The 22007-nt window shown below is 55.8% G+C and carries 19 protein-coding genes; 9 read left to right on the plus strand and 10 right to left on the minus strand.

The annotated features are described in order from the left end of the window. Positions 1 to 145 precede the first annotated feature (145 nt). Positions 146 to 1402: a tyrosine-type recombinase/integrase gene (locus tag HBB12_RS19540; protein ID WP_236990868.1), complete on the plus strand. Its 1257-nt coding sequence runs from the start codon at positions 146 to 148 to the stop codon at positions 1400 to 1402. 126 nt (positions 1403 to 1528) lie between these two features. Continuing rightward, positions 1529 to 1885, plus strand: coding sequence for a hypothetical protein (locus tag HBB12_RS19545; RefSeq protein ID WP_236990869.1), 357 nt, complete (start codon positions 1529 to 1531; stop codon positions 1883 to 1885). Between the two features lie 1528 nt (positions 1886 to 3413). Here the strand turns inward: HBB12_RS19545 and HBB12_RS19550 are convergent. Continuing rightward, the gene (locus tag HBB12_RS19550; RefSeq protein ID WP_236990870.1) at positions 3414 to 4298 is read right to left on the minus strand and encodes a hypothetical protein; all 885 of its coding nucleotides are present in this window, start codon (positions 4296 to 4298) and stop codon (positions 3414 to 3416) included. 242 nt (positions 4299 to 4540) lie between these two features. Next, positions 4541 to 5167, minus strand: coding sequence for a recombinase family protein (locus tag HBB12_RS19555; protein WP_236990871.1), 627 nt, complete (start codon positions 5165 to 5167; stop codon positions 4541 to 4543). Between the two features lie 305 nt (positions 5168 to 5472). On the opposite strand from HBB12_RS19555, the gene HBB12_RS19560 reads away from it, so the two are divergent. Together HBB12_RS19560 and HBB12_RS19565 are read left to right on the plus strand one after the other, a co-directional pair. Next, the gene (locus tag HBB12_RS19560; protein ID WP_236990872.1) at positions 5473 to 5838 is read left to right on the plus strand and encodes a hypothetical protein; all 366 of its coding nucleotides are present in this window, start codon (positions 5473 to 5475) and stop codon (positions 5836 to 5838) included. A gap of 31 nt (positions 5839 to 5869) precedes the next feature. Continuing rightward, positions 5870 to 6970: a hypothetical protein gene (locus HBB12_RS19565; protein ID WP_236990873.1), complete on the plus strand. Its 1101-nt coding sequence runs from the start codon at positions 5870 to 5872 to the stop codon at positions 6968 to 6970. 789 nt (positions 6971 to 7759) lie between these two features. Here HBB12_RS19565 and HBB12_RS19570 read toward each other — a convergent pair. Both HBB12_RS19570 and HBB12_RS19575 read right to left on the minus strand, forming a co-directional pair. Next, positions 7760 to 8092 carry a DHCW motif cupin fold protein gene (locus HBB12_RS19570; protein WP_236990874.1) on the minus strand — a complete coding sequence of 111 codons (333 nt, stop codon included), beginning with the start codon at positions 8090 to 8092 and terminating at the stop codon, positions 7760 to 7762. Positions 8093 to 8234: 142 nt separating this feature from the next. Then, on the minus strand, positions 8235 to 8810 hold the full coding sequence (locus HBB12_RS19575) for a TetR/AcrR family transcriptional regulator (protein ID WP_236990875.1): 576 nt from the start codon (positions 8808 to 8810) through the stop codon (positions 8235 to 8237). A 135-nt stretch (positions 8811 to 8945) separates the two neighbouring features. Here HBB12_RS19575 and HBB12_RS19580 point away from each other — a divergent pair, with 135 nt between their 5' ends. Together HBB12_RS19580 and HBB12_RS19585 are read left to right on the plus strand one after the other, a co-directional pair. After that, on the plus strand, positions 8946 to 10358 hold the full coding sequence (locus tag HBB12_RS19580; protein WP_236990876.1) for an amidase: 1413 nt from the start codon (positions 8946 to 8948) through the stop codon (positions 10356 to 10358). A gap of 672 nt (positions 10359 to 11030) precedes the next feature. After that, positions 11031 to 11411: a nuclear transport factor 2 family protein gene (locus HBB12_RS19585; protein WP_236990877.1), complete on the plus strand. Its 381-nt coding sequence runs from the start codon at positions 11031 to 11033 to the stop codon at positions 11409 to 11411. A gap of 89 nt (positions 11412 to 11500) precedes the next feature. On the opposite strand, the gene HBB12_RS19590 is transcribed toward HBB12_RS19585, so the two are convergent. The 5 genes from HBB12_RS19590 to HBB12_RS19610 form a co-directional block, all read right to left on the minus strand. After that, positions 11501 to 12151 (minus strand): hypothetical protein, encoded by a 651-nt coding sequence (locus tag HBB12_RS19590; RefSeq protein WP_236990878.1) that lies wholly within the window; start codon positions 12149 to 12151, stop codon positions 11501 to 11503. Positions 12152 to 12792: 641 nt separating this feature from the next. Next, complete coding sequence (locus HBB12_RS19595) at positions 12793 to 12951, minus strand: hypothetical protein (RefSeq protein WP_236990879.1); 159 nt, start codon at positions 12949 to 12951, stop codon at positions 12793 to 12795. A gap of 230 nt (positions 12952 to 13181) precedes the next feature. After that, a complete protein-coding gene (locus HBB12_RS19600; RefSeq protein WP_236990880.1) occupies positions 13182 to 14711 on the minus strand; it encodes a VapE domain-containing protein in 1530 nt (509 codons plus the stop codon). Between the two features lie 180 nt (positions 14712 to 14891). Next, positions 14892 to 15419 carry an IS630 family transposase gene (locus HBB12_RS19605; protein WP_236990881.1) on the minus strand — a complete coding sequence of 176 codons (528 nt, stop codon included), beginning with the start codon at positions 15417 to 15419 and terminating at the stop codon, positions 14892 to 14894. Beyond that, on the minus strand, positions 15395 to 15967 hold the full coding sequence (locus HBB12_RS19610) for a helix-turn-helix domain-containing protein (protein WP_236990882.1): 573 nt from the start codon (positions 15965 to 15967) through the stop codon (positions 15395 to 15397). Before HBB12_RS19610 ends, HBB12_RS19605 begins: the two co-directional genes overlap by 25 nt. 849 nt (positions 15968 to 16816) lie before the next feature. Between HBB12_RS19610 and HBB12_RS19615 the strand changes: the two genes are divergently transcribed. The 3 genes from HBB12_RS19615 to HBB12_RS19630 all read left to right on the plus strand — a co-directional run bounded on the left by HBB12_RS19615 (position 16817) and on the right by HBB12_RS19630 (position 20365). Next, on the plus strand, positions 16817 to 17035 hold the full coding sequence (locus tag HBB12_RS19615; RefSeq protein ID WP_236990883.1) for a hypothetical protein: 219 nt from the start codon (positions 16817 to 16819) through the stop codon (positions 17033 to 17035). A gap of 421 nt (positions 17036 to 17456) precedes the next feature. Next, a complete protein-coding gene (locus HBB12_RS19625; RefSeq protein WP_236990884.1) occupies positions 17457 to 18257 on the plus strand; it encodes a DUF6602 domain-containing protein in 801 nt (266 codons plus the stop codon). A gap of 632 nt (positions 18258 to 18889) precedes the next feature. Beyond that, complete coding sequence (locus tag HBB12_RS19630) at positions 18890 to 20365, plus strand: ApeA N-terminal domain 1-containing protein (RefSeq protein ID WP_236990885.1); 1476 nt, start codon at positions 18890 to 18892, stop codon at positions 20363 to 20365. Positions 20366 to 21069: 704 nt separating this feature from the next. Here the strand turns inward: HBB12_RS19630 and HBB12_RS19635 are convergent. Then, a complete protein-coding gene (locus tag HBB12_RS19635) occupies positions 21070 to 21996 on the minus strand; it encodes a hypothetical protein (RefSeq protein WP_236990886.1) in 927 nt (308 codons plus the stop codon). Positions 21997 to 22007 lie beyond the last annotated feature (11 nt).

Here is a 22007-nt window from a genome sequence, read left to right on the forward strand (position 1 = left end):
CTAAACCATTGAAAAATAATGGTGCCGCAAGAGGGAGGCGACACCAAGCGCCATCCACAGCATTATGTTCTTTGAAATCATTGAGGAATTGCTGTCTGACAATGTGTCTGACAATGCTGCCCCACATCACTGTCGGAGAAACACGATGGCGGGGCGGCATGGGAAGTACCTCTACCGGCGGGCGGGGAGCCCGAACTGGTATCTCCGGTTGGTCAAGCCGTCGAGCATCCCAGCGGAGCAGGGATGGAGTCGCCGGCGGGAAGAGATCTCGCTCAAAACAGCCGACCGCGACGAGGCGCTGGCCATCGCCGCGCCACTGATCCGCACCCACAAGCTGATGCTGATTTCAGCCCGCTCGCGCCGAGTGGGCAAAATGACCCAGAAGTACGACTACGAGCCGAATCGTGAGCACCCGCAGAAGGACGGCTCGAAGATCATCGCCACGCCTGCTCAGGCCATCCACGTGGATGCGTCCGGGAACGTGGTCGAGATCCGGCCGAATCGGTCGCGCGAGGTCGTCGAGTGGCAGGCGACCGCCGCGGAGGCGAAGGAGCACGGGCTGAAGGTCAAGAAACTGAAGGGGCCCGACCCAGATATCCAGATCCTCGACGACTACCTCGGTCTGAAGGCCCGGAACAAGTACTACGACGCCGAGGCCCGTCGCACCTGGGCGGAGTTCAAGGAATTTGTTGGCGGAAAGCTGATCAAGGACTGCACCCGCAAGGAAGGCCGTGCTTTTGCCGAGCATTTGCGTGCCAAGGGTCTGAAGACCGCGACCATCGTGAAGCTGATCAACTACCTCGCCGCGCCGATCAACCACGCGAACGAGACCGGCGACCTGAAGGGGAATCCTTTCTTCCGAGTCATCGCGCACGAGGACGACGCCAAGGAGATGCTCGACTTCTCCGAGGACGACATGCGGCTGATGCGGGATCACGTGCTGCCGAAGCTCGGTCGGGATGAGCGGTTGATGTGGCTCATGCTGGCCGCAACTGGAATGCGCCATTCCGAGGTGTACTCGATCCGGGAGGAGTTTGAGGAACAGGGCGTGCGACACGTCAAGGTCGGGAGCAAGACCGAGAGCAGCAAGCGTAAGGTACCGCTGCCGGATTGCCTGATTCCTTACCTGCCCATGCGGATCACCGGGCCGTTGTTCGAGGACCCGAGCCTGAAGAATATCTCCAAGAATCTGCTGCGGGCGGTCCGGCGGGCCGGAATTACCGACCCGCGCAAGGTCGTCTACTCGACGCGCCACCGCGCCCACACCCGGCTGCGGAACGCGGGCTGCGACCGCGATGTCCAACGTGAGATCGTCGGGCACGAGACCGGCGAAGCCCACGTCAAGTACGGCCAGTTCCCAATTCTTGTGCTCCAACGGTGGATCAACGAAATCGGGTTCTGACGCTGCGCATTAACCATTCGGCAAGATGTTCGGTATAGCGACCAAATTCGCTGTTTTTGCCCGTTCTGAAGAACTCGTCCGTCCTGTAGGATGCTCGCATTAACGAAGGGCGACCGACAGATGTCAGTGAAGGACTACGACCCGCCTGGGTTCATTAAGGACTGCTTCATGTTCCGGGTGCGCGACGACGCCTGGAAGGCGAGGGGTCTTGGTCCTCTGACCCGTTACCTGACCGATCAACTCGGTCCAGAGAACGTCTCGTTCGCCTACTACCGGAGCAAGGGTCACAAGCGGGTGTACGTCCGGGACGACCGCACCGCGACGTTGCTGCGGATGCTCATCTCCGACTGCCTGCGCCCAACAGATCTGGGGACAGGCGAGACGTACGAGCGGATCGAGCGCTTCGTCTTCAACTCCGAACTACCCGAGCAGTACCAATCCGCGGACTACTCTCTAAGCGCCGGGAGTGGTTCCAGCCATTAAAGCCGCCCATTTGGGGCTTGGTTAAATAGCGAGTGACCCTTATTCTTTTACAGGCCAGGGCCCACAGCAAGTTTGAAATCAAGCTTCTGGGCGAGATTCTGGCCTGAGTCCCCGAGATCGCGCCGGCCACGGTTGCCTTCCCTGTTTTATTGAATCGACATGTTCTGACAATACATCGTCACCAGCCACGAAAAGTACAGCGGAGTCCGCCCAGGCGATCGCTGATGAGACTACTCTAGGGACGGAGCAGACGCTTCACTCTAGTCGCCGCCACTGGCTAAATGTGATCAGTGGATATACCGCCCCGAGCACCAGCAGTCTGCGGTGCCAGGGTAAATAGTCGATGAGACTCCGAGAAATCACATCAGCACCCGCGGTCCGTCGCCCTGAACCACCTTCGGGTACGAAACCGCCCCTCTCACCGGAACAGGCCCGCCGCGCCTCCGAGCGCAAGGCTACCGTAGCGAGACAGATGCGCGATGAGGACATGCGCCACAACGTCAAGCTAGGCGACCTGCGAGACAAACTGAATCAGAGCACCTGATTTCGGTTGCCAGGAGGGAGCTTCGACGAGCCGCCTTGTCGAGTGAATCTGCGACATTGGCGGTGCCGCGCCACCGCATCTGTCCCGTCCGAAGCGCGGCGGCGTTGAGGTTCACAGGCGCGTAGAACGTCTTAACACCCGTAAATCTGAGTGTGTGCAACAATCAATAAATACATTTATCCCGGTCGATTTCCCGGCGTGCAAATTGTAGGAAGGTCATGTACGGATACCAACTACTCAACACATTCGAGCGCGCGCAAGCCCTCGGTTTGACCGACTCCCGAGCCGCATTCTCGATCCGGTGGTGCGGGATGAGCGAGGATCTACTTCGCGACTACGGCCGGCGGGACGGTAGCGTGGCACGGGTGAATCATCGTGTGGTTGAGCGCGTACGTCACCGGCTCGCTGAAGCTGCCGACCTGTTGCCAGACGAGGTCGCTTCTCAGGTGCGCGAGATCGATGCGACCATCCTCCGGGATGTACACGTCGCTGACCTTCTCGGAAGGCGCGCGGTTCGATGACGGCGTTCCGAATTTCCCTCGTCGTCGCAGCGACCGACCTCGTGAATCTCGTAGCCGTCCTGAATCTGAAAACCAGTGATGGATACGTCGAGAGGGAAGTCCGAATCGATGAGGAGCGGTGGTTGGTGATGGTGGCGGTGACGGACCGTGAAGCGGCAGCAATGGTGCGACGCTGGGTCAGTAATGGTCTGTGTCTACGTCCAGTATTTGCGCTTAGAGCACAAGAAGTGTGAGCGGCCACTCCGGACGGCTTCCAGGCCCTTGCGAATAAAATCTCAACAGTCTTCACCCCAGATTTTTTATGTACAACTGTAGACACTTGGATTGATTGTAGTTAGACAACAGATCATGACCAACTCTTGAATTTTGTAATATCGTCTATGAATATAGAATATTATTGTGAAAACGAGGCTATTATATGCAAATGACTAAGCGCACGGGACGATCCAGGCTGAGGCTGCCATTATTTGGTCTCAGATTTCCGTCGCGATGGGCTGCGTCGGCGACGAGGAGCGCGATGTGGCATTCGAGGTCTTTCCGGCAATGCTTGATTGCGCACCCAGCAATGCCAAAAATCGGAAGCAAATTTGTTGAGAATTGATACAGATTTCTCAAGATGGTATAACTCATCCACTATTCTCATATTGTTATTCCGAAGTTTTTCGACAAACGCTTGTGCTCTGAAGTTTTCTCGATCAAGGTAAACATTAAAATGATCAATTGAATAATTTATTTTTATTGGACTGTGGATGGCATTGTTGCGAATGTCTTCTAATTTTTCAGCCTGATCCAATAGAAAAATAATGTGATCGAAAATGGCGTAAGAGCGTTCTGCTTGATCGTCAGTAAGCATATCGGGATGATGCGCTCGCACGATAAATTTTATTTTGGCAGCCTCTCTCAACATGTATCTTTGAGTGCGGTCGGAAGTAGTTACATTCCAAACTGCCACAGCCTCCTCATTATTGCCTTCAAATATCGTCCAGAAAAAAGTAGAAAACCATTGCTGAAGTTTGTTCCATTGAATATTGGCTTGACCAATTGCCTCAGCATACGGCCGAAGTGCAGATAAAATTTCCGTTTTGGTAGGTGGTTTTTCGGAGAAATTAGCTACCCTCTTTGATGGAGCCTCACGACGCTCGAAGCGATTGATGTTTATAATGTCCTCATACGATTGGATGTTTTCTTGAAGCAATTCGCTGCGCAGCTTGATTTTGTTGATCGGGCGTCGAGATTTGCGCAGCTTCGTCTCTGAACCTTGGCGATGGTCCTTTTTGGTTGCTTCATCACCGCCCGCCATGTTTCCCCAGCCGCAATCGTTAATGTGTACATAGAAGAGCAGTGTCACATTCTGAAAACAAGCCTTAATTGAAGGCTGACCTTAAACTAGTGCACTGACACGGACAAACGTGCCATGCGCTCCTCAGCCAACTGCCTGCGATCATGAAGGAATTCGACGCGTGCTGTGTACCTTTTGAAGGCGTCAGTGCACTAGTCGGCCGATTTGAGACGGAGTGCCCCCCTACTGAGCAGCGAGTCCGGTCCACTTCCGACCCCCAGCGCTCCCTCCGATCACCATGAGCCCAGTACCTACGCTGGCACCTCACCTCGCAACCGGACCGCGATCTTCGCCACCGTGGCCCGGCTACACCCAGTTCCCGCTTGAATCTGTGTCCACGAGATCCCTTTAGAGAGCATGGCCGCGATGATGGCGTTCCGTTTGGAATCTTCAGGGCGGCCCTTGTAGCGGCCCTCCGCCTTCGCCTTCGCCTGTCCCTGCTCCTGCCTTCGACGGCGGTCCTCGTAGTCCTTACGGGCCACAGCGGCGAGAACGTCGAGCATCATGCCGTTGACCGCCTCGAACACCCGAGCGGTGAAGTCATCCGGGCCGGCAGTCGCCATCATGTGCGAGGTCGGTAGATCCAGGGCGACGATACGAATGCTACGTGCCGCGATCTCCACCTTCAGCTTCTCCCAGTCATCGGATGTGAGCCGGGAAAGGCGGTCCACCTGTTCGACGAGGAGCACGTCCCCGGCGCGGGCGTCCTTCAGCAGGCGGAATAGTTCGGGGCGGGCCAGCTTTGATCCGCTCTCGTTCTCGACGTACCAACTCGCGATGTGCAGGCGATGCTCGCTGGCGAACGCCTCAAGCGATGCCCTGGCGCGCAGGGCATCCTGCTCGGAGGTGGAAGCCCGAAGGTAGGCACGGACGAACATCAGAAGGCCCAGTGGTTCATTTGGGATGGTTCACATCATGCCGGTCTGTTTTAAATGGTCAAGATGGTTTTATAGACTGGCTTGGCTGATGGTGTAGGATGGGCATACCCAAACTGCGGATATGGAGCAGAGGTTCTAATTGGGACAAGCCAAAAATGTTTAGCATTTCCTGCCGAACGGTGCTGTAGTGGTGTTATACCGCCTGGGCAACGCCGATAGAGTATCAAACGACTAAGAGTTTGGTGATCACATAAAGCAGGAAGATCTATCAGGTAAAAAACAAAATATTTGAATGGAGACAGTAAATGAAAGTGCATCAGAAGGCGACAGGTATCAAGTCTGGTCGTGATGTTGTACAGAAATCGAACATCGCGGCGAATCAAATTCTGCATGACGTAGATGCTGCCGGGAGCGTTGAGCAAATCATTGATATTGTGGATAAAAATAGAGATAAAATTACTGAGCAATTGCAAATTGTCAAGGAATTTATCGAAAAACAAGCGCGTGAGGATACTATAGCGATAGAAAATGCGATAAGAGAAGCGCAATCTGGTAGTAAGAATAGTGTTACTAGTATTATAGGTAAACTTTCTCATAACATAGGCGAAATCGCCCAGAAAGTTGGCGCTACTGTCGTAGCGAAGTTAATCGAAAAGCAAATAGGATTATAATGAGGTCGTCGCATATCGAAGGAGTCTGTTAATGCAAAACAAAAATCGTTCTGAGGGTATTGCTGTTATCGACACATCTAGCCTGTACGCTGCCAGTCAGTATTTGCAAGAAATGGTTGGACTGGAAAGTTACATTGATAGTACGTACGACAGATGGGGCTCGGATCGTAGAAACATTAAGAAACGTATCGAATCTCGTTTAAACAGTTTCCTGATGGTGCTTCATAATTTACTTTTGTACAAGGAAATCAGAACGGATTTCGATGTATTGAGTATAGAAAGCGAGTTTTACCGAGATAATATTGAGTACTTGACTCGTTTGCTATCTGGGACTGTAGAGGTCCGGCCGATGCCTGTTACAATTACAGATGAGGAAATTGCGTTATCTATTATGCCTATTTTTAGGAAAAACATACGAATTTCTGAGTTCAATGAAACAGAAGAAACGTTTTACGAATCCTATCTCCAATCGCGATTATTCAGAACACAAAAGTCATTAGAAAAGTTTGTCAATTTATTTTCGCTTAAAAACCGGGGGGAAGAGTCGCGGAGGCAACTAATGATTGCCGCGAGAACCTTAAGATATTCTGCTCACAGCAAATTCATTCAGAGCACGGAAGGGATAGCATCGGCCTTCTGTGCTTCGCCATCAAGAATTGATGTATTAAAAGATTATCTTGATCCAAACAGTTTCAATAGGTCAAAAAACGTCCATAACAAATCCGTCGATTTGTTTAGTAAGCTCGGATTGCCTGAAAGTGGATATGATTTTACTGGGTTCGTAACTAAGCCGCTCACATTGAGCGACCTTAGCAGGTACATTAAACATTTGCATCCACGTGCTGCACTTGAGCTTGTTTTGAAATTACGTGAAACCGATGAGGGGCAATTAATCCGTGAAACTTGGGCGGAGCGTCTGTGGTCAGCAGGTCCCCATGCTATCGAAGGTTTAAGCGCCCGCGAGCCTACAATCAATGCTTCAATGGAAAATATAACGGCCCACCAAGGTGATATATATCAGATAATTGCTGTTACAAGTGGTGCAAAATTCGAAAATTCCCAACAGCCTACGTTGAACGTAGTCGAAGCCAAGAGTTACATCATAGATAAATTAAAAAATATGGGGCGGTGATGTTGATCAAAAAATAAATATAATAAATTTATCGTTTATTGCACCAATATATCCTGATTGTTCTGTTTAAAATGTATTCGCCTTACGCCGGAATTTGATTTGGTAATATTTGAAATATTTTGATGGTTCATTCCGCGTTCCTGACGAGAAAAGCGAGATATTGGATTAGAACTGTATTCCGTATCCTTGGCGGGCAGAGCGAGACATCAGGGTCAGAGGCGTATTTCGCTTCCGCGCCTAGAAATTTGCAACAATGGCGCGTCCGAAACTGGCCGATGGGGCCTCGGCCGGTGCGAATCACGGGCCGGTGTGCCTTCGCCTGGGCGATAACGCCGGTCTCCCTTGAGATGTGATGTGCGGGTCAGGGACAGTCAGGTGTGCTCCACGCTGCTCAAGCTCGTGCACGATGCATTGCGCAGACGTGCATACAGGAACAAATACAGCGACCCTTTCCCGACAGGGCTGGAGCCTGCGGGGCGGTCGCCGGAGCGAGCGCGTCGTCTGACTAGGGCCATCCTAATAGCCGCCATGGCCATGGGACCTCTGAATCAGCCATTCGCGAGTTCCTGAATCTAGCGGCGACGATGATCACGACTCGTCGAGCGCGATCATTGCCATGCGGTAGCCGTTCTGAAGAAGGCGAATCAGATTCGAGGACTCGCCGCCGGTGGCATGAGGAAAGGCGGAAGCTCATCCGGCTTTCCGCCGCCCTGCGAAGGCGGTGAATCAGCCGACTGCTGCCGGCGGATTTTGAACCTGTGAACCGCGGCTTCCGAAGCTTCTCGGACCCTAGTCCACGATAAAGAGCCGGGCACCATCCTTCGTCCACGATCGATGCGCTGCGTCGCCGAAATCCGACACCGTGTAGCCCATGCCCTGTTTCATGATGAAGCTGCGACCATCTTTCAGTTCACTCGTCACCTCTCCCTCAATCACGTAGACGATGTGCCCACGATCGCACCAATGGTCAGCCAGATAACCCGGTGAGAGTTCGACCACGCGCATTCTAACGTCGCCGTTGTTGAGCGTCCGCCATAGCGCCGTTCCAGTTTCTCCCTGGTGCTCTGTTGCGGGTAAGGCGTCCCAATGGACAGGTGTATAAGGCAGTGAGGGCAGCTTCATAGACGGTCCTAGTTGTCGCTGACGCGGGGGGGTGATCGTGGAATTCTATGTTACCGTACGCTCAGACTGGGGATAGATCTTCACTCTATATGCGGTGCGTCCGCTTTCCACCCATCACGAACTTCACGAAAGTCTCTTCAGGTCATTCATCCCGGCAAGCGGGCAGCAGGCCGCTCGCCCGGTAACCCGCAATGATGTCGTCGTAGACGCTGATGTCCGCGCGCGACCGCGCCATCACCTGCGCGCCGCCTACCGCCGCGAAGATGGCGCGCGCTTTCTGCTCGATCACAGTGGGCCCCTCGCCGGCCCCTGCGGCGAGCAACATCCGCGCCAACCACGCGACCTGAACGTCCGCGAAGGCGCGGACTTCCAACCGGACCTCGTCGGGGAGGTCATCGTGCTCGGCGGCCATGAAGCCGCACAGGCACATCCGGTTTCCATCCTCCAGCGCTCTGCGGAACAGGCGGGGATACTCGGCGAGGCAGGACAGCGGGTCTTCACTCTCCTCCCACAACGCGTCCAGCCGGACCTTCGAGTCCTCCCAGTATCGCCGGGCCACGGCTGCACCGAGGGCGGCTTTGCTGGGGAAGTGGTAGTGGATGCTGGCGCTAGTGATTCCGACCGCAGCCCCGAGGTCGCGGAAGTTCAGCCCAGCGTAGCCGTGGGCCTGTGCGGTCGCGCGTGCGGCGGCCAAGATTGCCTCTCGTCTGTCCGCCATCCCGAATCCCCAAGCCAGTCCGGCGGCAGATAGCCATTGACGGCCGCGTGCGACAAGGCAATCTATCAACTGGTAGATAGACGAGTTGGGCTATCGCTCGGCTGCCCGTCATTCGAGCTTTTTGCGGAGATGCCCATGGTCGCTCGAATCCTGACAGATGCCGACGCGACGGAACTGGCCGCCCTCATACGGGCGAAGGAGGTCTCGCCAGTCGAGGTCGTCCAGACGCACCTCGACCGCATCGCCGCGGTCAACCCGAGCATCAACGCCGTCGTTACGCTCACCACCGAACGGGCGCTCGCCGCCGCTGAGGAGGCGGAGGCCGCCGTGATTGCAGGGGCCGAACTTGGTCCGCTTCATGGTGTGCCCTTCACCGTCAAGGACTCCCTCGACACCGCCGGCGTGCCGACCCAGCGCGGCTCGCCCGTCTTCGCGGGCCGGACCCCGCGAGCGGACGCCACCGCTGTCGCACGGTTCAAGCGGGCCGGAGCCATCCTGCTGGCCAAGACAAACCTGCCCGAGTTCGGCTACTGGACCGAGACCGACAACCTGCTGACTGGTCGCACGAACAATCCCTGGGACCTCGCGCGCACGCCCGGCGGGTCAAGCGGGGGCGAATCGGCAGCCATCGCGGCGGGGATGTCGCCGATCGGAATCGGCAGTGATGTTGGTATCTCGGTGCGGGGACCATCCGCCCATACCGGCATTGCCGCCCTCAAACCAACTCACGGGCGCATTCCCATCACCGGGCATTGGCCGCAGGTGCCGCGCCGCTTCTGGCATGTCGGGCCGATGGCACGCAGCGTGCGCGACGTAGCGCTCGGCTACCGCATCATGGCCGGGCCGGACGGGATTGACGGGTACGCAGCTTACCCACGCGAACTCGACCTGGGTAACGCCGCCGGTCCCAGTCGGCCGATCCGAGTCGGGTGGCTCACGGAGCCCGGCTTCGGCCCTATCGCGTCGGAAGTGGCCGCGACGGTGGAGGCGGCGGCTCACGCCTTGCGGGACCTCGATTGCGCCGTCGAGCGTGTGCGCATACCAGTGCTGGAGGAAAGCGACGGCGTCGCGCTGTCGGCGGTGTTGTTCGCCGCAGAGGTCAAGCCGGAGTTCCAGCGCGTCATGGCGGGCCGGTCCGAACCTCTCTTCAGGAGTGGTGAAGCGGTGCTCCGAGGGCCCGACATCGCATCGGACGCCTACGTGCGGGCCCATCAGGCGGTGGAACGGCTGAAGGACGCCTTCACCGCCTTCTTCGAGACCTACGACGCACTGCTCTGCCCGGTGACGCCAATCCCTGCGCCGCCGCACGGGCTTGCGGAGTTCGTCATCGACGGCAAGACGGTATCTGCACGGCACATGCTGAGCGCGACGGTGCCGTTCAACGTGACCGGCTTGCCGGCGATGACTCTGCGGTTCGGCACGAGCGGCGAGGGGCTGCCCATCGGTGTGCAACTGGTTACACGTCCGTTTGCGGAGAGCACGATCCTGGCCATTGCCGTCCACCTCGAAGCTGCGAGTGGGATCAGATACGCACGTCCCAGTATTTGAACGCGACGGGACGGTGTGGGCGCTACCAGACACAGCCCTGATGGTAGCTTCCCACTCTCACCGGTCCTGCGGGCCCGGCCCGGGGGACCAGCACTACGCCGCGGCCTCGGCTCTGACCGTGATCTCGGCCAGGGACGCTCGCTGCACCTGAGCCGAGCCCGAATCCGAATCCACGAGATTCCGCGGGCGTGGCGTTATGGTTCTAATCGCCGGGCTCGCCGAAGAGGCGCGCCGGCCATGGGGCGGGCCTACACCGCGGACTGATGGAGCTTCAGTGGCCGGTGCGCGGCGCACCTTGTCGCCGCCACGGCCTTCTCCTCTGAATCAGCCAAACGCGAGTTCCTGAATCTAGCGGCAGACATGATCTACGACTTATCGAGCGCGATCATCGCCATGCGATGGCCGATCTAACGAGGACGAATCAGATTCGAGAACTCGCCGCCGGTGGCATGAGGAAAGGCGGAGTCGCCATGGAGCTTGGGATCGGGACAGGAAGCGTAGTCCGCATTCTCGCCCATTGAAATAAGGCAGCGCGCACGCGTTCATAACCTTCAGGGTGCCGCTCGGCACCCGCCTATTGAGCAGCCGGTTCCCATCTAAACCAGACAGGTCGGTTCCAGCGCGCGTGCTACAATGGTTTCACATCCGCGGTGATGCTCAAGGAGGCTCGATATGGACGATCGAGGAATTCGGGCGGCGCTGGATCACCATTGGGCCGCGTCCGACGCGAGCAACTTCGAGGAGGAGCATGAGATCTACCGGGAGGATGCCGTGCTGGAATATCCGCAGTCGAGCGAGCGCATTCGCGGGCGACAAAAAATTCAGGCGTCCCGCACTGCACAGCCAAACCGAAAGCACTTCACAGTACGTCGGATTACAGGCACAGGCGATCTCTGGATCACCGAATATATTCTGACCTACGATGGACGGCCGTCTTACACCGTGAGCATCATGGAATTCTGCGAAGGCAAGGTAGCTCGTGAAACCCAGTATTTCGCCGATCCGTTCGAGCCCGGCCCTTCGCGTGCGGAGTGGGTCGAGCGAATGCCTTGAATCCGCGTCGCCGAAGAAATCCCCACAACCGTCTGTATCCGCCGCCAGACACAGCCACCCTCTACGCCCTCGTTGCTAAGCAAAAAAACTCAGGATTTCCGCGCACGACATTCTTTGACAGGCTCCTCTGTTAAGCTGGTGAACCAGCCAACAAATTGCTCCTGAAGTTTTTGTTGAATAGACTTCAGCCTATGATATTGCGCGACTATACAATCCGTAAAGTCCGGCTGCGCGGGAAAACTCACAGGCGACACATTGGCACGTGCGGAAAATTCTTCTGAATTTGCTAATGATCCCTCTTTCCACTTTGCAATTACAGCTTTGTAAGCCTCACTGTGCGAAATAAACTGAAGGAACATTGGCGGCATTTTCTCCCCCACAAGCAATTGCGCATTATTTACAATAGCGTCTTCCATCTTAATGTTTATGGGCTGAAAAACGTTTCGCATCCATCTTCTCCACAGTTCGATATCGTCAGAACTTAGTGTGACTCCCGCTTGAAAGTATTGCTGGCGATGAGGCCAGTAGCCTTGCTGAAAATGATTCCAGGCAATATTGTTGGCTTGAATCAATGAGAAAAGAGGTCCATAAAGTCTTTCGACCTGTGAATTTACATATGTTATCTGATCTTTTCTTCGTGCATCCAGATATGAAATAAAATATCCGATTGTAGAAGCGACGACAGCAATGACAATACCTACAATGATCTTAGATCCGATTGACTCGCGCGCCTCCGACATAGCAGGTGCTCCACCTTCAGTCTGCCAAATGAGATCCGTTTCGAGGGTCGTAACAGTTAGCACGCGAAGCATACGCCCATTGTTCACCTATCCACACCTGCTCAATTTTGCAGTCTTGAAGGATTGGCTACAACCTTAGCGCCGAATCCCACTCACCACCCTCAGCGGTCCCGTGGTCCAGCCTTCGGTTCCAGTACTACGCCGCCGCCTCGGCTCTGGCCGTGATCGCGGCCACGGTCGCCCGCTGCACCCGGGCCCGACCGGAATCTGCGATTATAACATCCGGGCGGCGCTTCGAACCGCCGGTACCACCCTTATCGCCTTCAGGGTCATCGCGCCTCTGAGTCAGCCTATCGCGAGTTCCTGAATCTGGCGGCGGGGATACTGGAGTCCCGCACCCGCTCGCGTCGAATCTGCGATGGTGCTGGATCTAATTGGGCTGGTGGGTCAGGGCAGAGTGCGTAGACGAAAAAGAAAACCCCAGGCTTGTGGCCCGGGGCTTTAGTGTTGGAGTGATTGTCATCCTCTTTATAGCGTCTGGATGATTAGTGCGCCATATGTTTTTTGATCTCGTCTCGCTGCTAAATTAGGCGATTCTGTCGGTTCATCAATGTCTGAATCTGCTGAATCTGGCTCGACTATCAATCTGGCAGTTGGTTGGTCTCAGGGTCGGTGTAGATCGGCCCGATCTGCGGGATGCGGGCCGCGTGCATGTGCACCTCGCGGATCTCCCGCCCGATGGGCTTGAGCAGTGATTCGAGGTTGCGTGTGTCGCGGGCGCGCTCGCGTGCGGTGATCATCGGATGAGGTAACTCTTGAAGGGGAGACAATCAGCCAATTGGGACAAATTGGGACATGAAAACAGCAAAACCAACTCCAGCTATTCACTAATTATTTTTTCTCTATAACTTTTAGATAAAGATGTCCCAAGTGTCCCAATTATCCCACGCTCTCAAGATTTGTGAGCGAATTCAATCACTTAAGACTGGACGATTTTTGGAACATCGTTGGGATCTGTTGGGACATCACCTCACTTCGCGTGATGGTCTCGGTAGCAGTAGTAGCCGCCGCTCTGCCGACCCAGGTATTCGAACCGGGTGTTCATGCCGGCCTCCCACAGCCGGCGCATCTCGTGGCCCATCTCGGTGCTGCTAGTCTTCTGCGGTCCGGGGTAGTGCTGGTCCTCGAAGTCCCGGAACAGGCTGTGGAGCAAATTGGCGCGCACACGGCCACGGGCGTCTGGCTCGTAGCTGGGATGGCTGTTCGGGTTGAACTCATCCAACCAGTGCTCAACCCGGCCCATCTCGCGTGAATCTTCCTGAGCTTCGGCGAGCATGGTCTTGAATCCAGCCATTGGGTCGGTGTCATCGTAACCGACCGATTTCCACATCAGCGTCCAGTCGATCTGGTTTAGGAAGCTCCAGTCCGGATCGTTGCGGTACGTGAGGGCTACGAAGCGACGAATGCCAGTCGGGTCCTTGATCAGTTGCTCCAGCTTCTTGTTCGAGCACCCGATGAACGTTGCGTTCTGATCGATCTCGACCTTGCTGTTCGTGTACAGGGGTTTGCGGGTAAGGGTTTCAGCGGTGATGGCGTTCTTTATCGTGTCGATGTTGGCCTTCGAGGCGAAGCCCATCTCGTCGAGGAAAAGTACGTAGCTGTGCCAGATATCGATGTTCCGATCGTCCTCGATCATCTTGAAGTCCACGCTGAGTACGAGTTCGCGCACCGGATCGAGCATCTTCCGGACGAACGTGCTCTTGCCCTTGCCCTGCGGGCCGAGGATGACTGGCATCAAGTGGTCATACACGGGAAGGCCGCGCAGCTTCCGTTTGACCTGATGCATGAACTTCTTCAGGACGGCAACGATGAATTCTGCTGGAGTGTCTTCAGACACGACGAAGAGTCGGTTGGCCACCTCTCGCCAGAGCAGTTCGGTATCGTGGCGTAGGTTCATGGGCAGGATGGGGCCCGCGAGTTCCGTAAAGAGATCGTACCGGCGCTCGCGGCGAGCCTTCTCGACCCATTCAGTGACTGCATCGTTGATGGCGCGGTCGGCGAAAGCGAGGCGGTGCTTGTCCGAGGCCATGCGAAGCTGACGCATGAACGCGTCGAGGTTCACTTTCTTGGGGCAGGCGAAGTAGACCTTTTCCGCGATTTCGGGGTTCTTCATCTCTTCAGGTGTGACGAACGTTCCATCGATGAACGGTTTACCTTCCTTAACGATATGGCCGTTGTACAGACAGATCGTCTTGTCGCGCTTGACGACGTTCTCAACTAATTCCTCGGCGTATTGCGGGATGCCACCGAGATCAGCCTTGATCCGGGAATTCCGTAAGGCGCGATCGATGTCCTTCTGGGTGTGGTCGGTGTGCTTCTTCAGCCAGTCGGTGACCTTCTGGTCTGGGAGGCCGTCGAGGCCATCAGCGATAAAGGAAAGTTCGGGGATCGCGCCCTGAATCAGGTCCTGGTTGAGGCAATCGATCAGGTCTGTAACGATCTGCTGGCGCACCGCGAACGGGTCTGAGGCCACGGGCGTGGCCTGAATCTGATTTGACAATTTCTGCTCCAAATGAAGCCGAGCCCGCAACGGGTCGGTCCCCTTTCCGGGGCAAGTGCATCAAACCATGCGTGCCGGTTGATGGTCAAAATTAATTCGACGGATCGATCTGGGGCCGCTACAAGGCTGAGCATTGCTGATTTAGGGTATTTTGAGTTGTATTATACGCTTTCCGGTTGATTAGGCCAGCTTGGGCTTTGGCTTTGCGGTTTTGGGCAGCCAGTGGAAGCTTGTGCGTGAGCTGATGAGGCCGGGCTGTTCGCTTAAGGTCGCGCACCGCTGCTCGACCACGCGTTCCAACTCATCCAGGTTGGCGATGTACCGGTTGACCACCGGCTCATCGACCAGCGGCCACAACGTCTCGGCCGGCTGCAGTTCGGGCGTATAGGGCGGCAGGTAGACGAGCCGCACACCCTCGGGCACGCTTAGATTGGGCTGCGTGTGCCAGCCGGCATTGTCGAGCATCACCACCGCCCGGCAGCGCGTGCCGGCTCCGACCTCGCGCGCGAAGTCGGCCAAGAGTCGCTCGAAGAACGGCTTGGACAGGCCGTTGGAGAGGTACCACACCGTCTCGCCCATGGCCGGCGCCACGAAGGCGGTGACGTGCAGCCACTTGAAGCGATGCTGGCCCAGCGCCACCGGCCGCTCTCCCGCCGGCGCCCAGACCCGTCGCGTGACCGGCTTCAGGCCGAGGCGGTGCTCGTCCATCGCGTAGACGACGACCGGCAGGCGCGGCTCACGGGCCTCCTCCTCGTCGACGGCCTGCGCCAACTTTTTTTAAAAGCCTGCGCAGCCTCGGGCGTGGCCGCGCGCGGGTTGCGCGGGCGCGGCCGTTGCAGCGACCAGCCCAGCGCCTTGAGCGCCTCCCAGCCGCGCTGCACCGCCACCTGCTCGCGCCCCAGGTCCTGGGCCAGGACGTCCGCCACCGTGCGGCTCGTCCACACGCCCCCGTCCGGCGGCGGCTCGGCCAGGCGCTGACGCAATCGCTCGAGGACATCTGGCGTCAGGAGGCTGGCCGCGGCCCCGTTGTGGCGGCGCCGATCACCCAGCGCCTCGACCCCCTCAGCGTTGTAGCGCTCGCACAAACGGCGCACCCAGCGTTCGCTGAAGGCGGTCGCCGCGGCGGCTTCTGCGAAACTGTGGCCCTTGGCCAGAAGCCAGATCGCCTGGGTCTGGCGGGCGGTGCGCGCGTCACGGCAGGCCGTGAAGCGCTCCGCCAACTCCGACACGCTCAGGTGGGCCACCGGGCCAGCCATCGCCGCCTCCTTCGACAAACAGCATGACCGACCAATGCGCCAGCACACCCGTCAGTTCACAGCTAAGCTGATCGAATCATACGGAAATCGTATTACACCGGACCCGTAAACATGTATGGTGGACGCCCATGTCGCCATGAGGTTGGCAAGAACCTCGTCTGCACGGACCACAGGACTGGCCGCAGCATCTTCGTCGATATCCTTGAGGACTTTAATTCCCTCTCTCAGACTGCGGACACCTTCAAGATCGTGGATGACACGGTTGAGGATTTCTTGGAGTGGTGTTGGGACCGCGGGATTTGGACAATGCCATCGAGCCACGGTCCATCCAACATAGTCGTGCCCAATTTCGACGGCGTCAGCACTGAGACGCGCTTCGAATTTAAGCTACGCTGGCTCTGACGGCATGTCGCTCTGGACCTGGGCTGGTTCCGCCCCTCGCCCCGGAAGCGGGCGAGGAAGGCGGACGGCTTGTCGCTGGACTGATCAGCCACCGACCCACACGGCCCCTTCAGGAGGCCACCCAGGGCCTCGCTGCTCAGTCCGGATGTGCTGTAAGGCGGTCCAAGGGCAAAAGCCGCTGTACGGGCTCCGGAGCGGGCCAGAATCGGGCCCTGCCAGCGCAACCGATTCTCCCGCATCGGTGCGTCTGGCGGTCCGGTATCGCCCTGACACCTCACAGCCTTGTCGAGAACCCCCAGAGGGTAGTTGCTCACCCTGACCGACCATCCCTGATGGCTCGTCTCGCCCTACTCGACCTTGGTCGATCGACTCCCGGGCGAATCTGAGAAGCTTGACACATCCAGCCTCGCGCTATGTTCCTGATACGTTCTCACGACGGGGCGAATCATGGCACAGGTCAGCGGTGACGAAGCGGCGAGGGCTCTGCCCGGCCTCGATGCTGATCTCACCGCCTATCTGGAGGCTGCCGGCGGCGATGCGCACCGGGCACTCGCACTGGCGCTGGAGGATTTGGTTAGGTTGGAGCGGGCCCTTGAAGCTGCCCGCAGACTCGTCTCGTACGGCTATGCCCGTGGTGGCCTGCCCACGGTTCTGAAGGAGCCTTGAGGTGGAGCGGCCTCGCTGTCTCGCGCAGTACCCCTTCGTGGTGGTCCGTATCGCCTGCGGGATGTGCCCGCACCGGCAAGGCAGCTACCGCCTTGCCCGGCTGGCGCAGAGATTCGGAGCGGACACACCGCTTGAGCGAGTTCTTGAAGGAATCGCCCGAGACTGCTCTTACCCACCGCCAGATAAGGTTCGAGGGAATCAGTACCAACCCCGCTGCCATGCGTACTTCCCCGACCTGCGAGGCGCACCCCGGCCGCCAGATTTGCCGCCTGCTCTGAGCAGGTTGAGGTTGGTGAAGGGTGGGCGAAGATAAGGACTTAGCGAAATCCGAGAGGAAAGAAATTAACAAAATGGTTTACAAGATCGAGTAGTTATGTTTTCTAAGTACGTATGCCGACGTTGAGAGAACGAGTGATTTGATATGCCAACGCCAGCCGATTATTTTTCGTTCGTTGCGCAAGATCTAAAGCAAAAATCGAATTTAATTAGACAGTGGTACGCAACACACAAGCCTTCGGCTGGAGCAAATAGGGAAGAAATGCTCCAAAAATTATTGCGCGATTTTTTGCCTCAGAGATATACAATAAGTTCCGGCATGGCGCTCGCAGCAACTGGAGAGTTCTCCAATCAAGCTGATATATTCGTTGCGGACGGCTTAAGCAGCAATCCTCTAATAGACGCAAACGTGCCAGTTTGGCTGATAGAGTCGATTTATGCCCTTGTCGAAGTTAAAACTTATCTTGGGCCAGCAGAAATTACTGATACGCTGAAAAAATGCCAGCGTTTTAAGACAATGCCTCGCAATTTCGTCGAGCGTTCGTCACAACAAATCAAAGACAGTCTTTTTATTGTTTGGGCTTATGAAAGCCCGAGCTTGGATACGATACTTAAAAATATTACGGCGGCTGCATCAGGGTTGTCCGATCACGAACTTCCTGATTTTGTAATAGTCCCTGATAAATTTCTAATTGTATCAGGATCTTATTATGCTTTGAGTAATTATGGACAGGCAGGGTCCGCGCACAGAATTCATTTAAATTCAACCGGCAAGTCGATCGATTTACGAGCTTATGATGCAAACGAAAGTACCGATCATTGTTTGATGATGTTTTTTATTTGGATGCTCTCCTGGCTCGATGGCGCTGGTCCACGTTCAGCTAACATGCCCGCCTACCTATCATCGAAACATGTCTTTGGCTCAACCCGCAAAGGGCGTTTTTAAAGTATTATAACATTATGCGACTAAACATATCGTGCTATGTCAGAATGGAGAAATCGAAAAATTCCTACAATATGGAGCCGAAATTTAGCAAAATCGGTATTATAAGTGAATTATTTTTCGGACTGTAGATTCTGGGTCGATCTCTGTCCAAACGACGATTTCCGCTGTGCAGGCTCATGAGTGCCCGGAGAGGGACCTTCCCACCACAACCGGCCCGCCTCCATCAAACCCGGTCCGCCAGCCGGTGCCGCTCCGATCCACAGGGTAGCCACGGAACGCCCCTCACGTGCTCGTGGGAATGCCTTTCGTCACGCGTTGAATCAGTGTGCTGGCGGACGGCTCCGATACCTGAATCAGCATCCGCCTGACCGGGAAACCCACGTCTGGCTCTGAATTTCAAGCTTCGGAGAATTCGGAGCGGCTACGGTGGTAGGGTAGGAACAGCCGCTTCATCTTCTGTCACCCAGGCCAGCATGGTCCGGATTACGCTCCTCGCAGCCGAGGGTGCCTGGGATGTAGTATCCGATCAGGATGATACGGCAGGCCGACACTCGGTGTCCGCCATGGCCCTAATTGCGCTTCATCCGAGATGTTTTAAGCTGCGTATGGGGATGAGTCGTCGGGAGGCATCAGTGGAACTTAAGAATTTCGAGGATTGGTTTGCCGTACGTCCGCGACATGACGACAAATTGGACACCTTGAACGGCCGATTAAGTTTCGATCTCGAAAAAGGCATTCACCTCGACACGATACAGTTCTCAAATCCCGAGTCCAGTTCTAGTGATATTGTCGTAGGGCAAACGATTACCGGATATATAGACTATCAACGCCCAGCGACAATCATTCAGCCATGGACGCAACGTACCAGTGGGTTTGGAGTAGGGATCAACACGCCTGTTATGAGAGATTCGCAACGCTATGTTGCAAGCGCAGTCCTCAAAAATATTCATTTAGAGAACATCGATGAACCTATTTTCACAGGGCTGATTGTCGAACATCCGGCGATTCACGCTTGGGTAAATCCGAATCTTGTTGAAAGTGAGTGGATACGAACGAAAGACTGGGGCAGCCCACGCCTTTCAGTAGATGTCAGGCCACCACAGCAACGAGATTTTACTTTGGCTGATGGAACACAGGTAAAGGTCAGCAGTGCGATACGTGTTCCAGGTGGCGAGGCAACTACACTGGAAGAGTATACGATATTCGAAATGATATTTACTAAACCTATAAATTTGGAGGCTGTGACTCGCATAAATTGGAGGATCGACGTGATATTTGAATTCTTAACGGGAATCCGAGTCTCTCCTCCTATATATTATCTACCTACAACGTATAAACGCCTGTGGAATCAAGAAGACCGTCAGATTGTCGCCGAGTTTTGGTATCAACCTATTTCTAGAAAGAAACGACATATAAAACTTCCTAGTTTACATGACCGTCTTAGTTCAGAAAGCAATTTTCCAATATCATTGAAAACATTGCTCGACCACATTGCCGGGGATAGCGATGAGCTTATATATCTTTCAAATTTGATTCAAAGCGTAGAAGATTATGATCTCACTATCACGCAAGGCTATGGAGAGCTTTTAGGTTGCCTCGAAGCTTTTGATAATCGAACATATGGCTCGGGTGCCGACGAAAAATTTAAAGATAAAATGGCCCAGTTGGTAGATCTGGTAACAAAAAATGGCTCTTCGGAAGATGTCGATTTCTTCAGTCGGATTAAAGCAACCGCTTCGAATAAATTTTCTCTTTTAAAACGCCTTGAGCGTCTGCACCAAATGTGGCATAAAGATGGATTTAGAGCAAATCCAAATCTCAGGCGCATTAGAGATTTGAGAAATATTATTCCCCATGGCCGCGGTCTGGAAGTTTCCAGTGATGTTGCTCAGGAGATGGTTAACTATATGAAATATTTGACTGCATTAGGGCGATACCACGTTTATATTATCCTTGGTTTGAATGGAAATCAGATCGCACAGATATTTTCACGACAACCTCATCTGTATGGGATATTTGTTCCAAATAAAAATCTTACAAAAGTTGCTGTTGGCCCACTTGAACAGCAAGACAAAAACGACGATAAAACATCTAGCGCTCCGTCATAAATGGTCGTACACTGCCCTCGTATGCGCCGGAAAGGCCGTTGCTTCACGTCGTTGAGGATGCCGCTCTGGCATGATGCACAATAATCAGCCGAAACTCTTCCACTCATACATAAAGCTAGATTATTATCCTGTGGTTGTTTTGTAGGAAACTCTTCGAGACGGGGAGAGGTTTTATTGTCCTGTTCCAAGATCTCTCCTCCTTGAGCTACCTCATGCGTCATTTCGCGACGATTGAAGTCTGTGGACCTGGCGCGCAGCCGGTGCCGCTCCATCTGTCACGGATAGGTTCTGACAGAGGCTAACGACGATCCTGCCAGCCACTGCGCCAGAACGAATCTGGAGGTGGGGCGTGGGTGTGCTTGTCGCAGATCCGCATCAGGCTTTCGCCTTCCGGATGCCCGGATGCAATGGCCGGCGCGGTCGGATCAGCGTTTCGGCGGACGCGCCCGAGCGTTCATGGCTGCGGTGACTGCTGCCACCAGGGTTTGCATGTCCTCGTTCGAATGGGGGTTGGTAACCCGCTCGGCGGAGCGTTTCACGGGAGCTTCCATGGCTGCGGGGGCGTCGTCGTTCACTGATCCGATCACTTCGGTGATCTGGGGCTTGGAATCTGGGGATCGTGCCACGGTGGCTCTCTCTTCCGTTCGCTGACGATGATTCGTCTCACCCACCCCGCACCAAGCGGGTTTTGAGGGCACTGAGGCTCAGCTTGGGCTCGGGTCGCTGGCGAGCGTTGGAAGTCGCCACTGGGCCTCCCTGTGGTGCTCAAAGGCCATGTTCGGCTTCGGGCCCCGACGCAGTCTTTCCAGATGCTCCATAGCGGCTTGGCGCTCCGCATCGTTGTGCCGGCGTTTCGTCAGCGGGTCGCGATCTGGGTTCGGCTTGTGCCGGTTGAATCTGGGGTCGGCAGGGTCGTGGCCGGCATCATCATAGCCAGAACCAGTATGTACACCCACGCGGGTTCCACCGGGCTCAGAATCTAAAATATTTCCGGGATTACTCCATAGTGGTTCCCCCACGGCTGCCTCCTGGCTGACCTCATTGCGTCGCAAGGTCTTGGCGAAGAGTTGGCGGGTGTCCGGGCCGAGGCGGTACATCACCATGGGACTGCGAATCCGGCCGAGAGCGTCCTTCTTCGCCTTGTGGCCGCGGCGGAAGTAGCCGAACGGGGTCTTGGCGTTCTTCGGGGCGCGGACCTCGGTGAGTTCGCCCGGCGGGGTGATCCGCTCGATGAAGCCGATCTGGATCAGCACCTGGGTCGCCTCGCGCACCAGAGCTTCGGTGAGGCCGGGGAAGCCATTCGGGCCGCACAGGCCCTTGCGGGACAGGAAGAAGCCCGCGCCTTCCTTGCCGATGCCGCAGCCGCGCTCGACCAAGTTGTGCTCGCCCGTGTGGTACTTGCCGATGATCCAGGCCAGCTTCTGGATCGCCTGGGCCAGCCGGGGACGACCCTGATACGCCTCCAGCGGCCGGCGGAGGAATCTGCGGACCGAGCGGGGCAGGATGTAGCTGCCCTTCTCGAATCCCTCTTTCAGGGCGTTGACCGCCGCCTTCGCAGCCCGGTCGTTGAGATAGTAGCCCCGCTTCTTGTCGCGGGGCACCCGGAATTGGTTCGGGTTCGGCTTGAACATCAGTGACCAAC

This window comes from Methylobacterium sp. SyP6R, from assembly GCF_019216885.1.
In the GTDB taxonomy this organism is placed as follows: Bacteria; Pseudomonadota; Alphaproteobacteria; order Rhizobiales; family Beijerinckiaceae; genus Methylobacterium.

Excerpts from the sequence above, each read along its gene's own strand:
- HBB12_RS19540 (WP_236990868.1), top strand. The coding sequence starts at position 146 with ATGGCGGGGCGGCATGGGAAGTACCTCTACCGGCGGGCGGGGAGCCCG.
- HBB12_RS19555 (WP_236990871.1), bottom strand. The coding sequence starts at position 5,167 with ATGTTCGTCCGTGCCTACCTTCGGGCTTCCACCTCCGAGCAGGATGCC.
- HBB12_RS19560 (WP_236990872.1), top strand. The coding sequence starts at position 5,473 with ATGAAAGTGCATCAGAAGGCGACAGGTATCAAGTCTGGTCGTGATGTT.
- HBB12_RS19565 (WP_236990873.1), top strand. The coding sequence starts at position 5,870 with ATGCAAAACAAAAATCGTTCTGAGGGTATTGCTGTTATCGACACATCT.
- HBB12_RS19570 (WP_236990874.1), bottom strand. The coding sequence starts at position 8,092 with ATGAAGCTGCCCTCACTGCCTTATACACCTGTCCATTGGGACGCCTTA.
- HBB12_RS19575 (WP_236990875.1), bottom strand. The coding sequence starts at position 8,810 with ATGGCGGACAGACGAGAGGCAATCTTGGCCGCCGCACGCGCGACCGCA.
- HBB12_RS19580 (WP_236990876.1), top strand. The coding sequence starts at position 8,946 with ATGGTCGCTCGAATCCTGACAGATGCCGACGCGACGGAACTGGCCGCC.
- HBB12_RS19585 (WP_236990877.1), top strand. The coding sequence starts at position 11,031 with ATGGACGATCGAGGAATTCGGGCGGCGCTGGATCACCATTGGGCCGCG.
- HBB12_RS19590 (WP_236990878.1), bottom strand. The coding sequence starts at position 12,151 with ATGTCGGAGGCGCGCGAGTCAATCGGATCTAAGATCATTGTAGGTATT.
- HBB12_RS19595 (WP_236990879.1), bottom strand. The coding sequence starts at position 12,951 with ATGATCACCGCACGCGAGCGCGCCCGCGACACACGCAACCTCGAATCA.
- HBB12_RS19605 (WP_236990881.1), bottom strand. The coding sequence starts at position 15,419 with ATGGACGAGCACCGCCTCGGCCTGAAGCCGGTCACGCGACGGGTCTGG.
- HBB12_RS19610 (WP_236990882.1), bottom strand. The coding sequence starts at position 15,967 with ATGGCTGGCCCGGTGGCCCACCTGAGCGTGTCGGAGTTGGCGGAGCGC.
- HBB12_RS19615 (WP_236990883.1), top strand. The coding sequence starts at position 16,817 with ATGGCACAGGTCAGCGGTGACGAAGCGGCGAGGGCTCTGCCCGGCCTC.
- HBB12_RS19625 (WP_236990884.1), top strand. The coding sequence starts at position 17,457 with ATGCCAACGCCAGCCGATTATTTTTCGTTCGTTGCGCAAGATCTAAAG.
- HBB12_RS19635 (WP_236990886.1), bottom strand. The coding sequence starts at position 21,996 with ATGTTCAAGCCGAACCCGAACCAATTCCGGGTGCCCCGCGACAAGAAG.